The organism is Actinomadura darangshiensis (assembly GCF_004349235.1).
GTDB lineage: Bacteria > Actinomycetota > Actinomycetes > Streptosporangiales > Streptosporangiaceae > Spirillospora > Spirillospora darangshiensis.
Genome location: NZ_SMKY01000001.1, coordinates 86,471 through 106,284, shown reverse-complemented (window position 1 = coordinate 106,284; position 19,814 = coordinate 86,471). Strand labels below are relative to the sequence as shown.

At 73.5% G+C, this 19,814-nt stretch carries 18 protein-coding genes and 1 pseudogene; 16 read left to right on the top strand and 3 right to left on the bottom strand.

What is annotated here, in order from left to right; genetic code table 11:
• Positions 1-112: 112 nt before the first annotated feature.
• Positions 113-2,500 (top strand): CaiB/BaiF CoA-transferase family protein, encoded by a 2,388-nt coding sequence (locus E1293_RS00505; RefSeq protein WP_132192554.1) that lies wholly within the window; start codon positions 113-115, stop codon positions 2,498-2,500.
• A 37-nt stretch (positions 2,501-2,537) separates the two neighbouring features.
• A complete protein-coding gene (locus tag E1293_RS00500; protein WP_132192552.1) occupies positions 2,538-3,272 on the top strand; it encodes a MarR family transcriptional regulator in 735 nt (244 codons plus the stop codon).
• Positions 3,273-3,288: 16 nt separating this feature from the next.
• Here E1293_RS00500 and E1293_RS00495 read toward each other — a convergent pair whose 3' ends face one another.
• On the bottom strand, positions 3,289-3,606 hold the full coding sequence (locus E1293_RS00495) for a hypothetical protein (protein WP_207938592.1): 318 nt from the start codon (positions 3,604-3,606) through the stop codon (positions 3,289-3,291).
• Between the two features lie 32 nt (positions 3,607-3,638).
• Positions 3,639-5,162, bottom strand: coding sequence for a class I adenylate-forming enzyme family protein (locus E1293_RS00490; protein WP_132192548.1), 1,524 nt, complete (start codon positions 5,160-5,162; stop codon positions 3,639-3,641).
• A gap of 172 nt (positions 5,163-5,334) precedes the next feature.
• On the opposite strand from E1293_RS00490, the gene E1293_RS00485 reads away from it, so the two are divergent.
• The 14 genes and pseudogenes from E1293_RS00485 (at position 5,335) to E1293_RS00420 (ending at position 18,050) form a co-directional block, all read left to right on the top strand.
• Positions 5,335-6,498 (top strand): thiolase family protein, encoded by a 1,164-nt coding sequence (locus tag E1293_RS00485; protein WP_132192546.1) that lies wholly within the window; start codon positions 5,335-5,337, stop codon positions 6,496-6,498.
• Entirely contained in the window at positions 6,495-6,914 is a 420-nt protein-coding gene (locus tag E1293_RS00480; protein ID WP_132192544.1) for a Zn-ribbon domain-containing OB-fold protein, read from the top strand. The genes E1293_RS00485 and E1293_RS00480 overlap by 4 nt, the downstream gene beginning before the upstream one ends.
• A gap of 29 nt (positions 6,915-6,943) precedes the next feature.
• Entirely contained in the window at positions 6,944-8,290 is a 1,347-nt protein-coding gene (locus tag E1293_RS00475) for an amidohydrolase family protein (RefSeq protein ID WP_132192542.1), read from the top strand.
• 9 nt (positions 8,291-8,299) lie between these two features.
• Entirely contained in the window at positions 8,300-8,620 is a 321-nt protein-coding gene (locus E1293_RS00470) for a hypothetical protein (protein WP_132192540.1), read from the top strand.
• Between the two features lie 221 nt (positions 8,621-8,841).
• Positions 8,842-9,315, top strand: coding sequence for a flavin reductase family protein (locus tag E1293_RS00465; protein WP_132192538.1), 474 nt, complete (start codon positions 8,842-8,844; stop codon positions 9,313-9,315).
• 93 nt (positions 9,316-9,408) lie between these two features.
• Positions 9,409-9,903, top strand: a complete 495-nt coding sequence (locus tag E1293_RS00460) for an ABC transporter substrate-binding protein (RefSeq protein WP_243715933.1) — start codon at positions 9,409-9,411, stop codon at positions 9,901-9,903.
• Positions 9,900-10,310: an ABC transporter permease gene (locus E1293_RS00455; protein WP_243715932.1), complete on the top strand. Its 411-nt coding sequence runs from the start codon at positions 9,900-9,902 to the stop codon at positions 10,308-10,310. The genes E1293_RS00460 and E1293_RS00455 overlap by 4 nt, the downstream gene beginning before the upstream one ends.
• Positions 10,214-11,954, top strand: a pseudogene (locus E1293_RS00450) (dipeptide ABC transporter ATP-binding protein). The gene E1293_RS00455 and the pseudogene E1293_RS00450 overlap by 97 nt, the downstream one beginning before the upstream one ends.
• The gene (locus E1293_RS00445) at positions 11,951-12,787 is read left to right on the top strand and encodes a DUF1684 domain-containing protein (RefSeq protein WP_132192536.1); all 837 of its coding nucleotides are present in this window, start codon (positions 11,951-11,953) and stop codon (positions 12,785-12,787) included. The pseudogene E1293_RS00450 and the gene E1293_RS00445 overlap by 4 nt, the downstream one beginning before the upstream one ends.
• Positions 12,784-13,311 (top strand): NADPH-dependent FMN reductase, encoded by a 528-nt coding sequence (locus E1293_RS00440; protein ID WP_132192534.1) that lies wholly within the window; start codon positions 12,784-12,786, stop codon positions 13,309-13,311. The genes E1293_RS00445 and E1293_RS00440 overlap by 4 nt, the downstream gene beginning before the upstream one ends.
• Positions 13,311-14,657, top strand: coding sequence for an NtaA/DmoA family FMN-dependent monooxygenase (locus tag E1293_RS00435; protein WP_132192532.1), 1,347 nt, complete (start codon positions 13,311-13,313; stop codon positions 14,655-14,657). Before E1293_RS00440 ends, E1293_RS00435 begins: the two co-directional genes overlap by 1 nt.
• On the top strand, positions 14,654-15,850 hold the full coding sequence (locus E1293_RS00430) for an LLM class flavin-dependent oxidoreductase (protein ID WP_132192530.1): 1,197 nt from the start codon (positions 14,654-14,656) through the stop codon (positions 15,848-15,850). Before E1293_RS00435 ends, E1293_RS00430 begins: the two co-directional genes overlap by 4 nt.
• Complete coding sequence (locus tag E1293_RS00425) at positions 15,847-16,917, top strand: LLM class flavin-dependent oxidoreductase (RefSeq protein ID WP_132192528.1); 1,071 nt, start codon at positions 15,847-15,849, stop codon at positions 16,915-16,917. The genes E1293_RS00430 and E1293_RS00425 overlap by 4 nt, the downstream gene beginning before the upstream one ends.
• Complete coding sequence (locus E1293_RS00420) at positions 16,914-18,050, top strand: MsnO8 family LLM class oxidoreductase (protein WP_132192526.1); 1,137 nt, start codon at positions 16,914-16,916, stop codon at positions 18,048-18,050. The genes E1293_RS00425 and E1293_RS00420 overlap by 4 nt, the downstream gene beginning before the upstream one ends.
• On the opposite strand, the gene E1293_RS00415 is transcribed toward E1293_RS00420, so the two are convergent.
• Positions 18,037-19,599 carry an alpha/beta hydrolase gene (locus tag E1293_RS00415; RefSeq protein WP_207938591.1) on the bottom strand — a complete coding sequence of 521 codons (1,563 nt, stop codon included), beginning with the start codon at positions 19,597-19,599 and terminating at the stop codon, positions 18,037-18,039. The two genes, E1293_RS00420 and E1293_RS00415, sit on opposite strands and share 14 nt — an antisense overlap.
• Between the last annotated feature and the right edge of the window lie 215 nt (positions 19,600-19,814).

The window sequence follows — 19,814 nt, the reverse complement described above, 5'->3', positions numbered from 1 at the left end:
CTGCGCGTACGCCAACGATGTCCCGTCTTGTGCTCTTGTAGCTCTCCTGTTCCCGATATCTAATAGTCCTACGTGATCGAGACCTAGGCCACATCGACGTTGTGAGGATTCGATGCCCCGTCACCTCCCGCTCGCTGATGTCCGTGTCCTGGAGTGCACCGGGAACATCCCGGGCGCCTACTGCGGAAAGCTGCTCGTCGACGCCGGTGCGCAGGTCGTGAAGCTGGAGCCGGCGGACGGCGACCCGCTGCGCACGTGGAGCGCGTCGGGGGACCTCGTCCTCGGCCCGGGCGAGCACGCGCCCCTGTTCCAGTTCCTGGCGGCGGGCAAGCGGTCGGTCGTCTCGGACGGGGTGGAGCCGCCGGCCGCCCGCGACCTGGTCCGCGGCGCGGACGTCGTGATCGTCGACGGGACGGGCGGCTGGGATCTGGCGCGGGTGCGGTCCCTGCCGCCCCCCGGCGCCGAGGCCGTCGTCGTCAGCATCACGCCGTTCGGCACCGAGGGCCCCTACGTCGACCAGGGCGTCCAGGCCAACGAGTTCATCCTCCAGGCGCTGTGCGGGTCGATCCAGGGCCGCGGCTGGCCCGGCCAGGAGCCGCTGCAGGCAGGCGGCAGGGTCGGCGAGTGGGTGGCGGGCGCGTACGCCGGCTTCGCCGCCGCCGCCGGGATCCGCCGCCTCAGGCGCACCGGCCGGGGGGACGAGTTCGACGTGTCGGTCTTCGAGGCGATGGCCGTCACCATGGGCGGCCTCGGCGCCGTCCTCGCCGAGGTGCTCGGCGAGGACGCTCCGGCGGCGGGCCGGAGCCTGGAGATGCCGTCGATCGTGCCGACCGCCGACGGCCTCGTCGGCTTCTGCACGATCACCGCGCAGCAGTTCGCGGACTTCCTCGTCCTGATCGACCGCGCGGATCTCCTCGACGACGCCGACCTGGCGTCGTTCGCGGGCCGGATCCGGCGGCGCGAGGAGTTCCTGGAGATGGTGCACGGCTGGGCCGCCGTCCGCACCACGGCGGAGATCGTGGATCTCGCGTCCGCGCTGCGGATCCCGGTGGCCCCGATCGGGACACCGGAGACGCTGGCCGACATCGACCAGTTCCGCGAGCGCGGCGTCTTCGTCAAGAACTCGCTCGGCCATCTCCAGCCGCGGGTCCCGTACCGCACCAGCGCGTTCGAGGCGTCCCCGCCGGGGGCGGTGCCCGAGCTGGGCCGCGACACCGGCGAGGTGCGCTGGCTGGTGCGCGAGCGTACCGCCCGGCCGGGCGCGCCGGTGGACCAGCGCCCGCTGCACGGGGTGCGGGTCGCCGACTTCACCGCCTTCTGGGCCGGTCCGACCGCCACCCAGCTCCTGGCGGCGTTCGGCGCGGACGTGGTCAAGATCGAGGGCCTGCGGCGCCCGGACGGCATGCGGTTCTCCGGCGGACGCCCGCCGACCGTCGACCAGTGGTGGGAGTGGGGATCGGTCTTCCTCGCGAGCAACAACGACAAGCGCGCGATCGGCCTGGAACTGGGCCATCCCCGGGCGCGGGAGGTCGCGCTGAGGCTCATCGAGGGCAGTGACCTGGTCGTCGAGAACTTCTCCCCGCGCGTCATGGCGAACTTCGGGCTGGAGTGGCCGGACGTGTCGGACGCGAGCTCCCGGGCGTGCATGGTGCGGATGCCCGCCTTCGGCCTCGACGGCCCCTGGCGGGACAGGGTCGGCTTCGCCCAGACGATGGAGCAGGCGAGCGGCATGGCGTGGATGACGGGGCACCCGGACGGCCCGCCGATCATCCCCCGCGGGGTCTGCGACCCGGCGGCCGGCGTCCACGCGGCCTTCGCGGCGGTGATCGCGCTGGAGAGCCGCGACGCCACCGGACGGGGAGTGCACGTCGAGGGGACCATGGTCGAGGCGGCTCTCAACGTGGCGGCCGAGGCGCTGCTGGAGCACACCGTCCGCGGCGTCACCCTGCGCCGCGACGGCAATCGCGGGCCGGGCGCCTCGCCCCAGGGCGTGTACCGGACGGCCGGGGCCGACGAGTGGGCGGCGATCGCCGTGACGGACGACGCGCAGTGGCCCTCGCTCGCCGCCGCCATCGGCCGTCCCGACCTCGCGGACGATCCCGGCCTGGCGACCCGCCCCGGCCGGGAAGCCCGCGCCGCGCAGGTCGACGAGGCCATCGGCTCCTGGGTGGCGGGCAGGGACGTCGGGTCCGCCGTTGCGGCGCTCCGGGCGGCGGGCGTCCCGGCCGCGCGGGTGACGCCGGCGAGCGAGCTGCCGGACGACGAGCACCTGCGCGCCCGCGGGTTCTGGGAGCACGTCCGGCATCCGGTGGCGGGCGGGTTCCGCTCGACGGGGCTGCCCTTCCGGTCCCGGACCGCGCCCTCCGGGTGGGTGCGGAGCGGGGCTCCGCTCTTCGGCCGGCACAACCGCGAGGTCCTGGCGGAGCTCGGTCTCGGCGAGCGCGAGATCGCGGCCCTGGCGGCGGACGGGATCATCGGCGACCGGCCCGCCGGCCTGTGACGGCGGGCTTCCGGCCACGGCTACGATCGCTCGCAGGATGACGGCGACCGGCGGGAACGACGACGTGGGACACGGGGCATCGCGGGGGACGGACGAGGACGCCGCGCGGCGGGAGGAGCCGCCCGCGTCCGATGCCGGCTACCCGGATCTGCCGACGACCGCGTACCTCGTCCTCGGCGTGCTCGTGGTCACCGACGAGTCGCTCACCGCGGGCGAGATCAAGGTGCGCTCCCAGCACACGGTCGGGCACTTCTACTGGGCCCCGGCCGTCAGCCACATCCGGCGGGAGCTGGCGCGGCTGATCGAGCACGGGATGGCCGCCGAGCGCACCATCCACGTCGGCAAGCGCAAGATGACGGTCTACGAGTCGACCGCCCGGGGGGAGCGGAGGCTGCGCGCGTGGGCGGAGGCCCTGCCGGGGGACGAGCCGGTGATGACCAAGCATCCGCTGATGCTCAAGATCTGGCTGGCCGGGGACACCGAGCCGGCCTCGATCCTCGACGCCGTCGACCGCTACCTGGAGACCGTCCAGAAGTCGATCGACGAGCTGATGTGGGCGCAGAGCAGGGGCAGGGAGCTCGGGCTGCTGGACGAGCCGATGTCGAACTATCCGCAGGCGGTGACCGCGTACACCCTGCGTTCGCTGCACGCCGAGATGTCCAACATCCGGCAGTTGCGCGACGACATCGCCTGGAACCTGGGGGACGCGTACCAGCAGTACGCCGACCATCCGAAGACGTCCCTGCGGCCCCGGGCGCGGCCCGAGGAGTGACGCTCCTCGCCGTGGGTCAGTCGCTCGCGGGGAGCGGCTTGGCCTCCTTCACCACGAGCGGGGTGTCGCCGTCGGACAGCGTGCCCGCCCCGGGGCTGGTCACCAGCAGCTCAAGGGAGTCGTCGTCCGGATGGGTGTACCGCTTGCCCAGCAGCGACCCTCCGTCGAACGGGCTCCGCGGCTCGCCGGCCATCGCGCGGTCGGCCGACGCGGACATGGGGACACCGCCGCACCGCAGGTCGAGGCCCGGCGAGCCGGGCCGGACGACGATGACGCCGGTGCCGCACACCTGGCTGTGCAGGCGGGTACCGGGCTTGATGATGGTGTCGGTCAACGCTCTCTCCTGTCCGTGTTCGACATCTGCGGTCATGAGGCGTGCGTGGGCGAGCCGAGCCCGGCCGCCAGGGCGGCGATGATCTCGCGGCGCAGGAGCTTGCCCGTCTGGGTGTAGGGCAGCTCGCCGCGGAAGACGACCTCGTCGGGCGTCCGGGAGCCGCGCAACCGGGAGCGGACGAAGGCGCGCAGCTCCGCCCCGAGGTCTTCCCCGCCGGGCACGGCCGGTCCGGCGGGGACGACGACGGCCACCAGACGCTCTCCCCAGTCGGGGTCGGCCACTCCGACGACGGCGGCTTCGCGGACGGCGTCGTGCAGGAGCAGGACGTCCTCGATCTCGGCGGGCGCGATGTTCTCGCCGCCGCGGATGATCGTGTCGTCCGCGCGTCCCGCCAGGAACAGGTAGCCCTCCTCGTCGAGGCGGGCGAGGTCGCGGGTCGGGAACCACCCGTCGGCGTCCAGCACGGAACCGAGCCCGGCGTACTCGCCGGACACCTGCGGCCCCCGGACCCACAGCTCGCCGACCGTGCCGCCGGGCGCCTCGCGGCCGTCCTCGCCGCGGATCTGCGCCTCGATGCCCGGGACCAGGCGGCCCGCCGAGCCGAGGCGGTGCGGCTCCCCGGACGCCGCCGCCGCACGGTGGTCGCCGGGCCCGAGGACCGCGATCGTCGAGCTGGTCTCGGTGAGGCCGTAGGCGTTGACGAACCCGGTCGAGGGGAACGCCTCCAGTGCCCGCGTGAGCACCGGCAGCGGCATCCGGGCTCCGCCGTAGGCGAGCGACGTGAGGCTCGGGCAGTCCGCCGGGCGGTCCCCGAGGTGCTCCACGATCCGGGCCAGCATCGTCGGCACCACCATGGCGTGGCTCACCCGCCGGGTCCGGACCGCGTCGAGCCACCCCTCCGGCATGAAGTCCGCCAGGTAGGCGACCTTCCGGCCGGCGTAGGCGTTGGTGAGGACGGCGCCGATCCCGGCGACGTGGTACGGCGGGACGCTCAGCAGCGCGCAGTCGCTCTCCGCCGCCGCGCCGAACTCGACGGTTCCGAGGACGTACGAGAGCAGGTTCGAGTGCCGCAGGACGGCGCATTTCGGCGCCGACGTCGTGCCGCTGGTGAACAGCAGGACCGCGGGGCTCGTCTCGGACGCCTCCGCGGGGCCGGGCGCCGCGGACGCGTCCGCGGCGAGGTCGAGCCACTCGCGCGTGGTGAACGACGCGACGGCGTCGCCGGGCGGTTCGACGCGGTGGGACGGGTCGGTGACGAGGACGGGCGCGTCGAGGCGGGCGATCAGCTCCCGCAGGGACGGGTCGGCCAGGCGGTAGTTGAGCGGCGCGAACGGGACGCCGGCGCCGGCGGCGGCGAACAGCAGCGCGGGCACCGCCGGGGAGTTGGCGCCGATGAACGCCAGGGTGCGGCCGCCGAGGCGCGTCAGCAGCGCGCTTCCGGCGTCGGCCAGCGCGGCGAGGCCGCCGAAGGTCACCGGGTCGCCGGTGCCGGGCACCAGGGCCGTGCGGCCGGCCCCGGCCTGCGCCGCCATGTCCAGGATCAGGCGGATGGTCATGCGACCTCCCTGGCTCCCACCCGAGCCACAGTGAACTATTAGTCTCTGAAGATGGTCACACAAAGGCCGCTGATGTACCAGATCTACGTTGACAGTCACGATATTCGTAAGTCTAATAGTGCACAGGTGTGAGTGATCTGACGCACATGGCTCGACCCCCTAGGAGCACCGAGTGAGGGCATCGAACCGCCGGGCCGTCATCGCCGGGGTGCACAACACCCGGCAGGCGCGCCGCCTGGAGGAGGAGACCTCCCGCAGCCTCATGGTCAAGGCGGTCCTCGGCGCACTGGACGACGCCGGGCTGGCCCTGTCCGACGTCGACGGCGTCAGTGCCATGGCCGACAGCACGTCCCTGATCTACGACCTCGGCGTCGGGCCCGCCTGGCAGGGCCAGGACTTCGGCGCCGGCATGTTCGCCGAGGCCGCGGCCGCCGTCGAGAAGGGCTATGCGGAGGTGGTCGTCCTGGTGGCCGCGCAGGCCGGGAGCTACACCGACCGTGCGGCGACCGCGCCGTGGACCCGTCCGGAGAACGAGTTCGTCGCCCCCTGGGGCATGTTCACCGCCGCCGAGTTCGCGCTCATCGCCCGCCGCCACATGGAGGTCTTCGGGACGACGCGGGAGCAGCTGTCGCGGGTGGCGGCCACGATCCGCAACAACGGCGACCGCAACCCGGAGGCGATCTACCGGGGAAGGGGCCCCTTCAAGCCCGCGGACATCACCGCGTCCCGCCCCATCGCCGAGCCCTTCCACCTCCTCGACTGCGCCATGACGTCGGAGGGCGGTTGCGCCGCCGTCGTCACCACGGCCGAGCGCGCCGGGTCCCTGCGCCGCGACCCGGTGCACGTGCTCGGCGCCGGAGTCGACTTCTTCGGCCCGTCCTACCAGTTCCCGCCGAGCTTCGACCTGCGCGGCCGGCGCGACGCACCGTCCAACGGGTGGGCCGGCCGCCGCGCGGCGGACCTCGCGTTCCGGCAGGCGGGCATCGAGCGCGACGACGTCGATGTGCTGGAGCTGTACGACCCGTTCTCGTTCGAGATCATCCGCCAGCTGGAGGCGATGCGCTTCTGCCCCGAGGGGGAGGGCGGGCCGTTCGTCGAGGACGGCCGCATCGAGCTGACCGGCAGCCACCCGGTCACCACCGACGGCGGCCTGATGTCGTTCAGCCACGCGGGCGCGAACCCGCAGATGATGCAGCGCGTGATCCGCGGGGTGCAGCAGCTGCGCGGCGACGCCGGGCCGCTCCAGGTCCCTGGCGCGCATGTCGCGCTGTGCACGACCGGCGGAGCCGGCGCCCTGTTCACCGGCGTGATCCTGTTGGGAGACGACCTGCCATGACGACCCGGCTGCGGGCGCAGACCCGCGAAGTTCCGCACGCCGTCCCGAGCGAGGTGACCGCCCCGTTCTGGGACGGCTGCGCGCGTGGAGAGCTGCTGTTCCAGCGCTGCGCGCGGTGCCGCGCCATCACCTTCCCGCCCAGCGAGCACTGCCGCGGATGCCTGGCCCGCGGGCAGGTCTGGGAGGCGAGCGCCGGACGCGGGACGCTCTACAGCTGGACCGTCGTCCACCGGCCGGTCACGCCCGCGTTCGATCCGCCGTACGCCGCAGCGATCGTGACCCTCGACGAGGGCTACCAGATGCTGACCAACATCATCGACGCCGCGCCGGACGACCTGCGCGCCGACCTGCCCGTCCGCGTGTCGTTCCGCCGGGTCGGCGGCGACCTCCGGCTCCCCTACTTCGTCCCCGCCTGACTCCCGGAAGACCGAGCGAAGGGTTCCTCATGCACAAGGACGACCTGATCCTCGTCAGCGTCGACGACCACATCGCCGAGCCCGCCGACATGTTCGACGCCCACGTCCCGCGGAAGTACCGCGACCGGATGCCGCGCGTCCGCCTCGAACCGGACGGCGTGCAGCAGTGGTACTACGGCGATCTCCGGGGCCGCAACATGGGCCTGAACGCCGTCGCCGGGAAGCCCCGCGAGATGTACAACATCGACGCAAGCAGCTACGACGAGATGCGTCCGGGCTGCTTCAACGTCGACGAGCGGGTCAGGGACATGAACGCCGGCGGCCAGCTCGCCGGGCTGAACTTCCCGAACTGGACCGGGTTCTCCGGCCAGGTCCTGAACCAGGGCCCGGACCGCGAGACCAACCTGGTCATGATCAAGGCGTACAACGACTGGCACATCGACGAGTGGTGCGGCGCGTACCCCGGCCGGTTCATCCCGTGCGGGATCCTCCCGCTGTTCGACGTCGACGAGGCCGCCAAGGAGATCCGCCGCCTCGCGGCCAAGGGCTGCCACGCCGTCACGTTCTCGGAGAACCCCGAGGCGCTGAAGATGCCCAGCATCCACACCAAGTACTGGTACCCGCTGTTCGAGGCGGCCAGCGAGTGCAAGACGGTGCTGTGCACGCACATCGGGTCGTCCTCGCGCGCGCCGATGTTCTCCAGTGACGCGCCGGCGAGCGTGGCCATGACGGGGTCGTCCATCATGAGCGCCTACACGCTGCTCGAACTGGTGTGGGCCGAGTTCTGGGGCGACTTCCCCGAGCTGAAATTCTCGCTGACCGAGGGCGACATCGGCTGGATCCCGTACTTCCTCTGGCGGGCCGAGCACGTGCAGAACCGGCACTCGGGCTGGACGAAGGCGACCTTCCCGCCCGGCTACGACGGCCCGTCCGACGTGTTCAACAAGCACATCCACACGTGCTTCATCACCGACAAGGTCGGCCCGACGCTCCTCGACTGGCTCGACACCGGCATGGTCTGCTGGGAGTCGGACTACCCGCACTCCGACAGCAACTGGCCGTTCGCTCCCGAGGACGTCATGGAGAGCCTCGGCCACCTCGACGACGCGGTCATCAACAAGATCACCCACGAGAACGCGATGAGGGCGTACTCCTTCGACCCGTTCGCGCACATCCCGAAGGAGCACGCGCGTGCCGGGCACCTGCGCTCGCAGGCGACTGACGTCGACGTCGTCACGCACGTGGGCCACGAGGCGAGCCAGCGCGACCTGGACGCGTGGGCGCGGATGACCGGCTTCGCCCACACGCACCCGGCGCAGGTCACCGGGGACGCCGACATCTCCGGGCGCGCCGAGAAGCTTGGCGAGAACGTCTAGGGACCGGCGATGCCCACGAGCCTGTGCGTGCCGCCGCGGCCGGGTGAGCTCTGCGCGCCCATCCGGCTGCGGCTGCCCGGCGACCACTCGACGCAGCAGCTGACGTCCCGGCACCGCGTGACCGGGATCGAGGTGGACGGCGAGGCGGTCGTCGTCCTGGTGGAGATCACGGACCCGGCGACGTCCCGCCCGATCGACGTCCGGTTCGACGTCGTCGCGCCCGGCGAGCCACCGGGCGCCCGGTCGGTCCTGCTGGGAACGGCCGAACGCCGCACGGGAAAGTCCGAGATCTACGGCACCTACCTAGGCGTGGTGGCCGACGAGAACTAGCCAACGGGGTGGGGGTTGCATGTATTTCCTACTGGTTTGGTTGATTTTTCATCTGGTGGGTGCTTACACTCCCCGCGTCGCCGGGATGCTTCCGGCCCTCGGCCGGTCTCGGTCGGCCGGGAGTTCCTGACCGGCGGATTCCCTCCCGAAAGGAAGGCCCACGTGACCCCGACCCCCCTCCGACCACCGCTCACGCCGGCGCCCGCGGCGGGAACGGTGCGATGACGGCGCTCGACCTGAACCTCCGCCGCGTCTACGGCGCCTACCCGACCGGCGTCGCGGTCGTCGCGGGCCTGGCGGGCGGGAGGCCCGTCGGCATCGCCGCCAGCTCGTTCGTCCCGGTGTCCCTCGATCCGCCGCTGGTGTCGGTGTGCGTCGCGCACACGTCCACGACCTGGCCGCTGCTGCGCGAGCTGCCCCGCATCGGGATCAGCGTGCTCGGCGCGCACCAGGAGGACGTCGGGCGGCGGCTCGGCGCCCGCACCGGCGACCGGTTCGCCGGGGTCGGGTGGCGGTCCACGCCGGGCGGCGGCGTGCTCGTCGAGGGCGCGTCCGCCTGGTACGAGTGCACGGTCGAGCAGCGGGTGCGCTCCGGCGACCACGACATCGTCGTGTTCCGCGTGCACGATCTGGACGCCGCCCCGGACGTCCCGCCGCTGGTGTTCCACGCGAGCGCCTTCCGCCGCCTCGGCTGACTCATTCCCTACTTTATTGGTCGATATTGACGGATACATGGCGGGGCGCTTACGTTGACGGTGATCAGCAGGCCCTGGAGGGGAGAGGTCCACGTGAGAGCGACGCCGAGAGCGTGGCGGAGCGCCGCCGTCGTGGCGGCCGGACTGGCGGCGCTCACCGCGTGCGGACCGGGCGGCGGCGCGTCCGGCGGCGGCGCCGGGACGCCCCGGACCGGCGGCACCCTGACCTTCGCCGTCGGGTCCGACGCGGGCTGCGCCGACCCCCAGCAGGTCGCCAGCAACGACACCATCTACTCGGTACGCCAGGTCGTCGACTCGCTCACCGACCAGGACCCGTCCACCGGCAAGATCGTCCCCTGGCTCGCGCAGAGCTGGACCATCGGCGATGACGCCCGGACGTTCACCTTCCACCTGCGGCCCGGCGTCACCTTCAGCGACGGCACCGCGCTGACCGCCGAGGTCGTCAAGGCCAACTTCGACGCCGTCCCCAAGCTCGGCGCGCTCGGCCTTCTGGCGGAGGGCTACCTGAGCGGCTACCAGGGCACCTGTCGCTCGCGCTGGTCACCGCGCTCGGCTACGGGACGGTGAAGGTCGCGGTCGCCGTGGGCGTCGCCAGCGTCGCGACGTTCGCGCGGGTGATGCGGTCGGAGGTGCTGCGGGTCCGGCAGGCGGTGTTCGTGGAGGCGGCCCGGTCCTGCGGGACGCGCTGGTACGCGGTCCTCGGACGGCACGTCCTGCCGAACGCGATCGGGCCGGTGCTGGTGCTCGCGACACTGGACTTCGGCACGGCGGTGCTGGCGGTGTCGTCGCTGAGCTTCCTCGGCTACGGCGCGGCGCCGCCCGCGCCGGAGTGGGGGACGCTGATCTCCGACGGCCGCAACTACCTCGCGAACGCCTGGTGGATGACCGCGCTGCCGGGCCTGACGATCGCCGCGACCGTGCTCGCCACGAACCGGATCGCGCGGGCGCTCGACGGCGAGTGGGGGCGGCGGTGACCGGCCCCGAGGAGACTCCGCTCCTTTCCATCGAGGACCTGTCCGTCTCGTACCTGACCAGGACGAGCCGGGTGGAGGCCGTGCGCGGCGCCGGCCTGGACGTGCGGCCGGGGGAGATCGTCGCGCTGGTGGGGGAGTCGGGTTCGGGCAAGAGCACGACCGCGCACGCCGTGCTGCGGCTGCTGCCCCCGAACGCCTCCCTCGACGCCGGCGCTGTCCGGTTCGCGGGCCGCGACCTGGCGGCGCTTTCGGAGCGGGAGCTGCGCACCGTCCGCGGCGCCCGGATCGGGCTGGTCCCGCAGGACCCGGGCGTCTCGCTGAACCCGGTGAAGCGGATCGGCGAGCAGGTCGCGGAGGTGCTGCGGCTGCACGGGCTCGCCACCCGCCGCAGCGCGCCGGCGGCGGCGGCCGAGGCGCTGGAGCGCGCCGGGATGCCGGAGCCCGCGGTCCGGGCGCGCCAGTACCCGCACGAGCTGTCGGGCGGCATGCGGCAGCGTGCGCTGATCGCCGTCGCGATCGCCGCCGGGCCGCAGCTGATCGTCGCGGACGAGCCGACCAGCGCCCTGGACGTCACCGTGCAGCGCCGGATCCTCGACCACCTCCAGCACCTGACCGAGGAGCTCGGCACCGCCGTGCTGCTCGTCACCCACGATCTCGGCGTCGCCGCCGACCGGGCCGCGCGGATCGCCGTGATGTCGCAGGGCCGCGTCGTGGAGTCGGGCCCGGCGCGGCAGATCATCGAGGACCCGCGGGACGCCTACACGCGCCGGCTGCTGGACAGCGCGCCGAGCCTCACCGCCGTCCGGGCCCGGCCCGCCGCGCCCCCGCCCGATGAGCCGGAGCCGGGCGAGTCCGTGCTGGTCACGGCCGAGCACCTCGTCAAGGACTTCCCGCTGCCGCGCGGCCGGACCGTCCGCGCCGTCGACGACATCGGCCTCACCCTGCACCGGGGCCGGACGCTCGCGCTGGTCGGCGAGTCGGGGTCGGGCAAGTCGACGACCGCGCGGCTGATCCTGCGGCTCGTCCCGCCGACGTCCGGCCGGATCGTGTTCGACGGCGAGGACGTCACCGCGGCGGGCGGGGCGGGGCTGCGCCGGCTGCGGCGCCGGGCCCAGCTCGTCTACCAGAACCCGTACGCCTCCCTCGACCCCCGGTTCTCGATCGGCGAGGTGGTCACCGAACCGCTGCGGGCGTTCCGGGTCGGGGACCGGGCGTCCCGCACGGCCCGCGCCCGCGACCTGCTCGACCGCGTCGCGCTCCCGGCCGCGACGCTGGAGCGCCGGCCCGCGGCAGCGCGTCGCGATCGCCCGCGCGCTGGCCTTGGAACCCGACCTCGTGGTGTGCGACGAGCCCGTCTCGGCGCTGGACGTGTCGGTCCAGGCGCAGGTCCTGGACCTGCTCGCCGAGCTGCAGGACGGCATGGGCGTCGCGTACCTGTTCATCTCGCACGACCTCGCGGTCGTCCGGCAGATCGCGCACCGCGTCGCGGTCATGAAGGCCGGGCGGGTCGTCGAGACCGGCGCGACCGGCGCCATCTTCGGCGCGCCGGCCCACGACTACACCCGCGAACTGCTCGCCGCCATCCCCGGCGGGGACGCGCCCATCGCCGCCCCAGGCGCACGGCTGTTGGAGGACCGGACATGACCGAACAGACCACGACGACCACCGAGGCGTTCGCGGCGGAGTGGCGGACCTGGCACGCCGCACAGGAGGCGCGGCTCGCCGACCCGCACGGCTTCCTCGCGATCACCGGCCTGCACTTCCTGGACGGGGAGCCGCGCCGCCTCCCCGACGCGCCGGGCGTCTGGACCACCGGCCCCGAGGGCGTGGCCGTCGTCCTCGGCGACGGCGAGGAACTGGTCGTGGACGGCGAGCCCGTGCGCGGCGAGCACCGGTTCGGCGTGCTGCCCGAACGCGGTGGCGTCACCGCGCGCTGGGGGGACGCGGCGATCGAGGTCGCCAAGCGCGGCGGCAACGACCTCGTCCGGCCCCGCCACCCAGGCCATCCGCTGCGCACCGAGTTCCGCGGCACGCCCGCCTTCCCGCCCGACCCGCACTGGGCGGTGACCGGCCGCTACGTCGCGTTCGACGCGCCGCTCCCGACCACCGTCGGCGCCGCCGTCGAGGGGCTCCAGCACGTCTACGACGCGCCCGGCAAGGTCGAGTTCGAGCTGGACGGGCGGCCGCTCGCGCTCACCGCGTTCAACGGCAAGGAGCCCGGCGACTTGCTCATCCTGTTCACCGACGCGACGTCCGGGGTCACCACCTACGCCGCGAACCGCGCGCTGTTCGTCGCTGCGCCCGCCGCCGACGGCACGGTGACGCTCGACTTCAACCGGGCCCACAACCTGCCGTGCGCGTACACCGGGTTCGCGACGTGCCCGCTGCCGCCCGCGGAGAACCGGCTGCCGGTCGCGGTCGAGGCGGGCGAGAAGATCCCCTACGAGCGCGTCGCGGGGCAGGGGGCGGAGTCGTGAGCGTCCTCGCCCTGGTGGGGAACCCGCGTCCGGAGTCCCGGACGCTGCAAATCGCGCTCCAGGCCGCGGAAGCGGTCGCCGGGCGGATCGGGCGCGCCGCAGAGCCGGACGCCGTCGACCTCTCCGCGCTCGCACCCGTCCTGCTCGGCGCGGAGCCCGCGGCCGGGGTGCGGGACGCGCTCGACCGGGTCACCCGGGCGGACGTCCTGGTCGTCGCGAGCCCGACCTACAAGGCCACCTACACCGGCCTGCTGAAGGTGTTCCTCGACCGCCTCCCCGGCGGCGCGCTCACCTCGGCGGTCGCGCTTCCGCTGCTGGTGATGGGAGACCCCAAGCACTCCCTGGCCGTGGAGGTGCACCTGCGGCCGCTCCTGGTGGAGCTGGGCGCGACCGTTCCGACCCCCGGGCTGGCGTTCCTGGAGGCGCAGGTGCCCGATGCCGCCGGGGTGCTCGGCGCGTGGGCGGACCTCGTCGCCCCGCAGGTGTCCGCCGCGCTCGCCGGCTCGACCGCGGGAGCCCGCTGATGCCCGTCAAGCAGATCCATCTGGCGGCCCACTTCCCGGGCGTCAACAACACCACCGTCTGGACGGACCCCCGGTCGGCCAGCCAGATCGACCTCGGGTCGTTCGTCCACCTCGCCGAGACCGCCGAGCGCGGCAGGTTCGACTTCTTCTTCCTCGCCGAGGGCCTGCGGCTGCGGGAGATGAAGGGACGCATCCACGACCTGGACGTGGCGGGACGTCCCGAGTCGCTGACCGTGCTGTCGGCGCTGTCGGCCGTCACCACCCGCCTCGGCCTCGCCGCGACCGTCAACTCCACCTTCAACGAGCCCTACGAGGTGGCGCGCCGCCTCGCCACCGTCGACCACCTCAGCGGAGGCCGCGCCGCCTGGAACGTCGTGACCAGCTGGGACGCGTTCACCGGTGAGAACTTCCGGCGCGGCGGCTTCCTGGCCGAGGCCGACCGCTACACCCGCGCCGCCGAGTTCCTGCACACCGCCCGCGAACTGTGGGACTCCTGGGGCGGCGGCGACGTGCCCGCCGACCCGGCGAAGGGGGAGTTCGCCCGCCCCGGCGCCGGCGCGTTCGCGCACCGCGGCCCGCAGTTCGACATCGCGGGCCGGTTCAACGTGCCGCGCCCGCCGCAGGGCCACCCCGTGATCATCCAGGCGGGCGACTCGCCCGCCGGCCGCGAGTTCGCCGCCGCCGACGCCGACGTCATCTTCAGCCGGCACGGCACCCTGGAGGACGGCCGCGCCTTCTACAAGGACGTCAAGAGCCGGCTCGCCCGGTACGGCCGCCGCCCGGACGACCTGAAGATCATGCCGGCGGTCACCTACGTGCTGGGCGACACCGAGGAGGACGCGGCCGAACGCGCCGCCGAGATCCGCCGCGGGCAGGTCTCCCCGCAGAACGCCATCGCGTTCCTGGAGGGCTACTGGGGACGGGACCTGTCCGCCTACGACCCCGACGGGCCGCTCCCCGACATCGAACCCGACCTCGACGAGGGCGTCTCGAAGGGCCGCGCGCAGTTCCGCGGCGACCGCGGCGAGACCGTCCGCCGGTGGCGGGCCCTCGCCGCCGAGCGCGGCCTCAGCATCCGCGAGCTGGTCATCGAGGCGAGCGCGCGGCAGACGTTCGTCGGCACCGCGCGCACCGTCGCCGACCGGATCGACGAGTTCGTCCAGACCGACGCCGCCGACGGCTTCGTGTTCGTCCCGCACCTGACCCCGGGCGGCCTCGACGACCTCGTCGAGCACGTCGTCCCGCTGCTGCAGGAGAAGGGCGTGTTCCGCACCGACTACACCGGACCTACGCTGCGCGACCACCTCGGCCTCCGGGGACCCCGCGCCCACGAGGAGGCGTCATGACCGGCCTGCACCTGGCCGCCGCGCTCACCGACGCGGGCTGGCACCCGGCCGCCTGGCGCGACCCCGCCGCCCTCCCCGGCGAGCTGTTCACCGCCGGCTACTGGACGGACCTGGCCGCCGAGGCCGAACGCGGCCTGCTCGACTTCCTCACCATCGAGGACTCCCTCGGCCTCCAGTCGTCCGGGCCGACCGCGCCCGACGACCGCACCGACCAGGTGCGGGGCCGCCTCGACGCCGTCCTGGTCGCCGCCCGGCTCGCGCCCGCCACCGCCCGGATCGGGCTCGTCCCGACCACGATCACCACGCACACCGAGCCGTTCCACGTCTCCACCGGCATCGCGTCCCTGGACTACGCGAGCCAAGGGCGCGCGGGCTGGCGGCCGCAGGTCGCGGGCGCGCGGCTCTCCGACGCCGCCCACTTCGGCCGCCGGACGTTCCCCGAGTTCGACCTGCCGTGGTTCGCGACCCCGGACGGGAAGGCGTTCAGCGCCGAGCTGTTCGGGGAGGCCGCCGACTTCGTCGAGGTGGTGCGGCGGCTCTGGGACAGCTGGGAGGACGACGCCGAGATCCGCGACGCCGCCACCGGCCGCTTCCTGGACCGCGACAAGCTGCACTACATCGACTTCGAGGGCGCCCGCTTCAGCGTTCGCGGCCCCTCGATCACCCCGCGCCCGCCGCAGGGCCAGCCGCTCGTCACCGCCCTCGCGCACGACGTCGGGCCCTACGAGTTCGCCGCCCGCGGCGCCGACGTCGTCTACATCACCCCGCACTCGCGGCCCGACGCCGTCACCATCATCGCCCAGGTCCGCGAGGCGGAACGGACCGTCGACCGGCCCGGCGACCCGCTCAAGGTCTTCGCCGACCTCGTCGTGCTGCTCGACGAGGAGCCGGGCGCGGCACTCGCCCGCAAGGCCCGCCTGGACGGGCTCGACGGCGCCGCCCTCACCTCCGACGCCGAGATCTTCGCCGGCACCCCCGGCGAACTGGCCGACCTTCTGCTCGACTGGCGCGACGCGGGTCTGGACGGGTTCCGGCTGCGCCCCGCCGTCCTCCCCCTCGACCTGGCGGCGATCACGCGGGGGCTCGTCCCGATCCTCCAAAACCGCGGCGCGTTCCGGACCCGGTACGACACCGCGACGCTGCGCGGCCACCTCGGCCTGTCCCGTCCCGCCAACCGCTACGCGACCGCATGAGGTTCCTCGCGATCACCCTCATCGTGCACGCCCCCGACCCGCGCACGGGCGTGCTCAAGCCGGTCACCGAACGGCTCCGCGACGTCGTCGAGCACGCCGTCCTCGCCGAACGGCTCGGCTTCGACGGCTTCGGCGTCGGCGAGCGCCACGAGCGGCCGTTCCTGTCGTCCTCGCCGCCGGTCGTGCTCGCGCACATCGCGGCCCGCACGTCCGCGATCCGGCTGTTCACGGCCGTCACCACGCTCAGCCTCCTGGACCCCGTCCGCGCCTACGAGGACTACGCCACGCTGGACCACCTGTCCGGCGGACGCCTCGAACTGATCATCGGGAAGGGCAACGGCACCGCGCAGGCCGCGCTGTTCGACGTCACCGCCGAGGACCAGTGGGACCGCAACCGCGAAGGCTACGAGCTGTTCCGCCGGCTATGGCGCGAGGACGCCGTCACCTGGTGGGGCAAGCACCGGCCGCCGCTGGACCGGGCCGAGGTGCTGCCGCGGCCGCTCCAGCGCCCCGTTCGCGTCTGGCACGGCAGCGCCACCAGCAAGGAGTCCGTCGAACTCGCCGCCCGCTACGGCGACCCGCTGTTCTCCGCCAACGTCACCAACCCAGTCGAGCCGTACGCCGAACTGGTCGCCCACTACCGGGAACGCTGGGCGCACCACGGCCACGACCCCGCGGACGCCCTGGTCGGAGCCGGCAGCGCCGGCCTCTGCGTCGCCCCCAGATCCCAGGACGCCGTCGAGGTGTACCGGCCGGTGTTCGAGGCGCGGCAGGCGCTGTTCCGCCGCAACGGCGTCACCCCCGTCTTCGACTCGGTCGAGGACGCCATCGCGCGCGGCTCCGCGCTCATCGGCAGCCCGCAGCAGGTCATCGACAAGGTCCACCGCTACCACGACCGGCTCGGGCACGAGGTCATGCACGTCCAGGCCGACCCCGACGGGCTCCCCGCTGACCTGCACCGCGCGTCCCTGGAGCTGTTCCAGAGCGACGTCGCGCCCGTCCTGCGCCGGGACATCCCGAGCCGCCCGTTCCCGTCCGCCCCGACCGCCGCCGGGAGGCACCCGTGATCCCCCTCTCCGTCCTCGACCTCGCGCCCGTCCCCGCCGGCGGCACCGCGCGCGACGCGCTCCGCAACACCCTCGACCTGGCGCGCCGCGCCGAGGCCGCCGGCTACCGCCGGTACTGGCTCGCCGAGCACCACCTCGCGCCGGGCGTCGCCAGCGCCGCACCGCAGGTCCTGATCGAGGCGGTCGCCGCGGCCACGTCCCGGATCCGCGTCGGCTCCGGCGCGGTGCAGACCGGCCACTGGACGCCGCTGTCCATCGTCGAGCAGTTCGGCACGATCGACGCGCTGCACCCCGGCCGGATCGACCTCGGGCTCGGCCGCTCCGGGCAGCGCCGCACCGAGGCGGCCCGCGGCGCACCCCCGCCCGCCCGCGAGGCCGAGGTGGTGGACGGCCTGCTCATCCCCGCTCCGTTCGACTACACGCGGCTCGCCGGGACCGCCGCGTTCGGGCTGCACGGCGCCCTGCTCCAGCAGCCGGGCGCCGAGTCGCCCGACTTCGACGGCGTCGTGGACGACATCGCCGCGCTCCTCGCCGGCACCTTCGCCAAGGACGGCCGCGAGGCGCACGCCAACCCCGGCGAGGGCGCCTCGCTGGAGCTGTGGATCCTCGGCAGCAGCGGCGGCCAGAGCGCCCGCGCGGCGGGTGCGCGCGGGCTGCCGTTCGCGGCGAACTACCACGTCAGCCCGTCCAACGTGCTGGAGGCCGTCAAGGCGTACCGGGCGGCGTTCCAGCCGTCGGACGTGCTGGACGAGCCGTACGTCGTCGTGTCCGCCGACGTGGTGGTGGCGCCGACCGACGAGCAGGCCAGGGAGCTGGCGTCGCCGTACGCGCTGTGGGTGCACAGCATCCGGTCCCGGCTCGCCGCGATCCCGTTCCCCACCCCGGCACAGGCCGCCGCCCACGACTGGCGCCCGGAGGACCTCGACCTGGTCGCCGACCGCGTCCACACCCAGTTCACCGGCGCGCCGGGCACGGTCGCCCACGGCCTCGCGACCCTCCAGCGCGTCACCGGCGCCGACGAGCTGCTCATCACGACGATCACCCACGACCACGCCGACCGCGTCCGCTCCTACGACCTACTCGCCGAAGCCTGGACCCACGCGACAACACCGGCACCCGTCACTTCTTCCTGACGTCGGTGCAGTGAACGTCTTTGCCCGGCAGCTGGCCGGTGGCCAGGAAGGCGATGGTCGCCTTGTCGGCGCAGGCCGAGCCCTCGTTGTAGACGTAATGCCCGCCATTGTCGACGCCGACGAAGGCGGCACCGTTGCCGAGGGCCTTGCGGAGACCGATGGCGCCCTCCCACGGGGTGGCGTTGTCGCGGCGGTTCTGGAGGATCAGGGTGTTGCGCGGGCCCTTTTCGGTTACGGCGACGGGCGGTTCGATCGGCTTCTTCCAATAGGCGCACGCCCAGATATTGCTCGGCATTCCCGCGGTGAGCGGCCATGCCTTACGGTCGGCGGCGGTGCGGGCGGCGTAGCCGCGGACGTCATGCGGCCATTCGGCATCGCCGCAGGTGAGTGCCAGGAACATGGTGGCCTGGTTGTCCGCGGGGACCCCTGGAGGGAGCGGGGTGTCGGCGAACACCTGCTTGAGGACCGCCGTGTCGGCGTCGGTGAGGCTGCCGCGGGCCAGGTCGCCGGCGGCCTTCCAGAACGTGACGAGCGGCGGGAGGGTCTCGTTGTGCTGGAGCATGCCGTAGGTGATGTTCCGGAGCAGTGCCCCGTCCAAGGACAGCGGCGTGCCGGGCACCGCCGCGGGCTTGCGGTCGAGCCGGTCGGCGAGGGCGAGGTAGGTGCGGGTCACCTGCGCGACGCTGCCGCCCAGCTTGAGCGTGCCGTTCTGCGCCGCGGCGACGCGGGCCGCGTCGGGGAACCGGTCGGCCATGCCCTTGCCCCACGTGTCGGCCACTTCGTCGGCCCACACCTTGGTGGGGTCGACATTGCCTTCCAGGATCATCCGGTCGGTCCGGTTCTGGAACAGGGACCTGTAGACGGCGCCGAGGTAGGTGCCGTAGGACTGGCCCCAGTAGGAGATCTTCTCCTCGCCGAGTGCCTGCCGGATGCGGTCCATGTCGCGGGCGGTGTTGGCGGTGGTGAAGAACCTCAGACGCTCTCCCGCCGTGCGGGCACACTGGTCGGCGTCGGCCTTGGCGAGGGCCGCGTTCTCGGTGATCGAGCCGTCCGCGGCGGGATAGGGGAACAGTCCGGGCACGCTGGGGTCCTTCAGACCGCAGCTCTGCGGGGTGCTGTGCTCGACTCCGCGCGGGTCGAAGCCGATCAGGTCGTAGCCGCCGAGGACGGACTTCGGCAGCGCGGCCGCCATGGTCGCGGGCATGTCGAGGCCGCCCAGGCCGGGACCACCGGGATTCAGCACCAGGACGCCGTGCCGTTCTCCCGGTTCGGCGGCGGGCAGCCGGGACACCGCAATGTCGATCTTCGCGCCGCCCGGGTCGCGGTAGTCCAGCGGGACCTTCACCGTCGCGCAGGTCAGACGGGGGTCCCGGGTCGCCCCCTTGGCCGGCTCGGGGCACTTGCCCCAGGTGAGCTTGGCCGGGTCCGCGGCCTGCGGCGGCGCCGTGCTCTTGGCGGCCGCCGCGGTGTGCGGCGCGTCCTCCGCGTCCCCGCCGCATGCGGCCAGCGTCGTTCCGGCCGCTGTTGAGACCACCAGCGCCGCGGCCAACCGGAGCCCTCTGCCGAAGCCGGAATTCCGACGGTTCCCGGAATTGCGCGTCATTGTCATGGTGTTGCCTTCCCGAGCGAAAATGTGCCGGACCATCGGCCCGGCACGGCATTCAGGAATTCAACAAAAGAGCACCGGTTCGGGGCTTCACCCTGGAGGGAACAAATCAGATTGGCCGGGTAGCTCGCTCGGGGGAGACCCGGCGGGATCGCGGA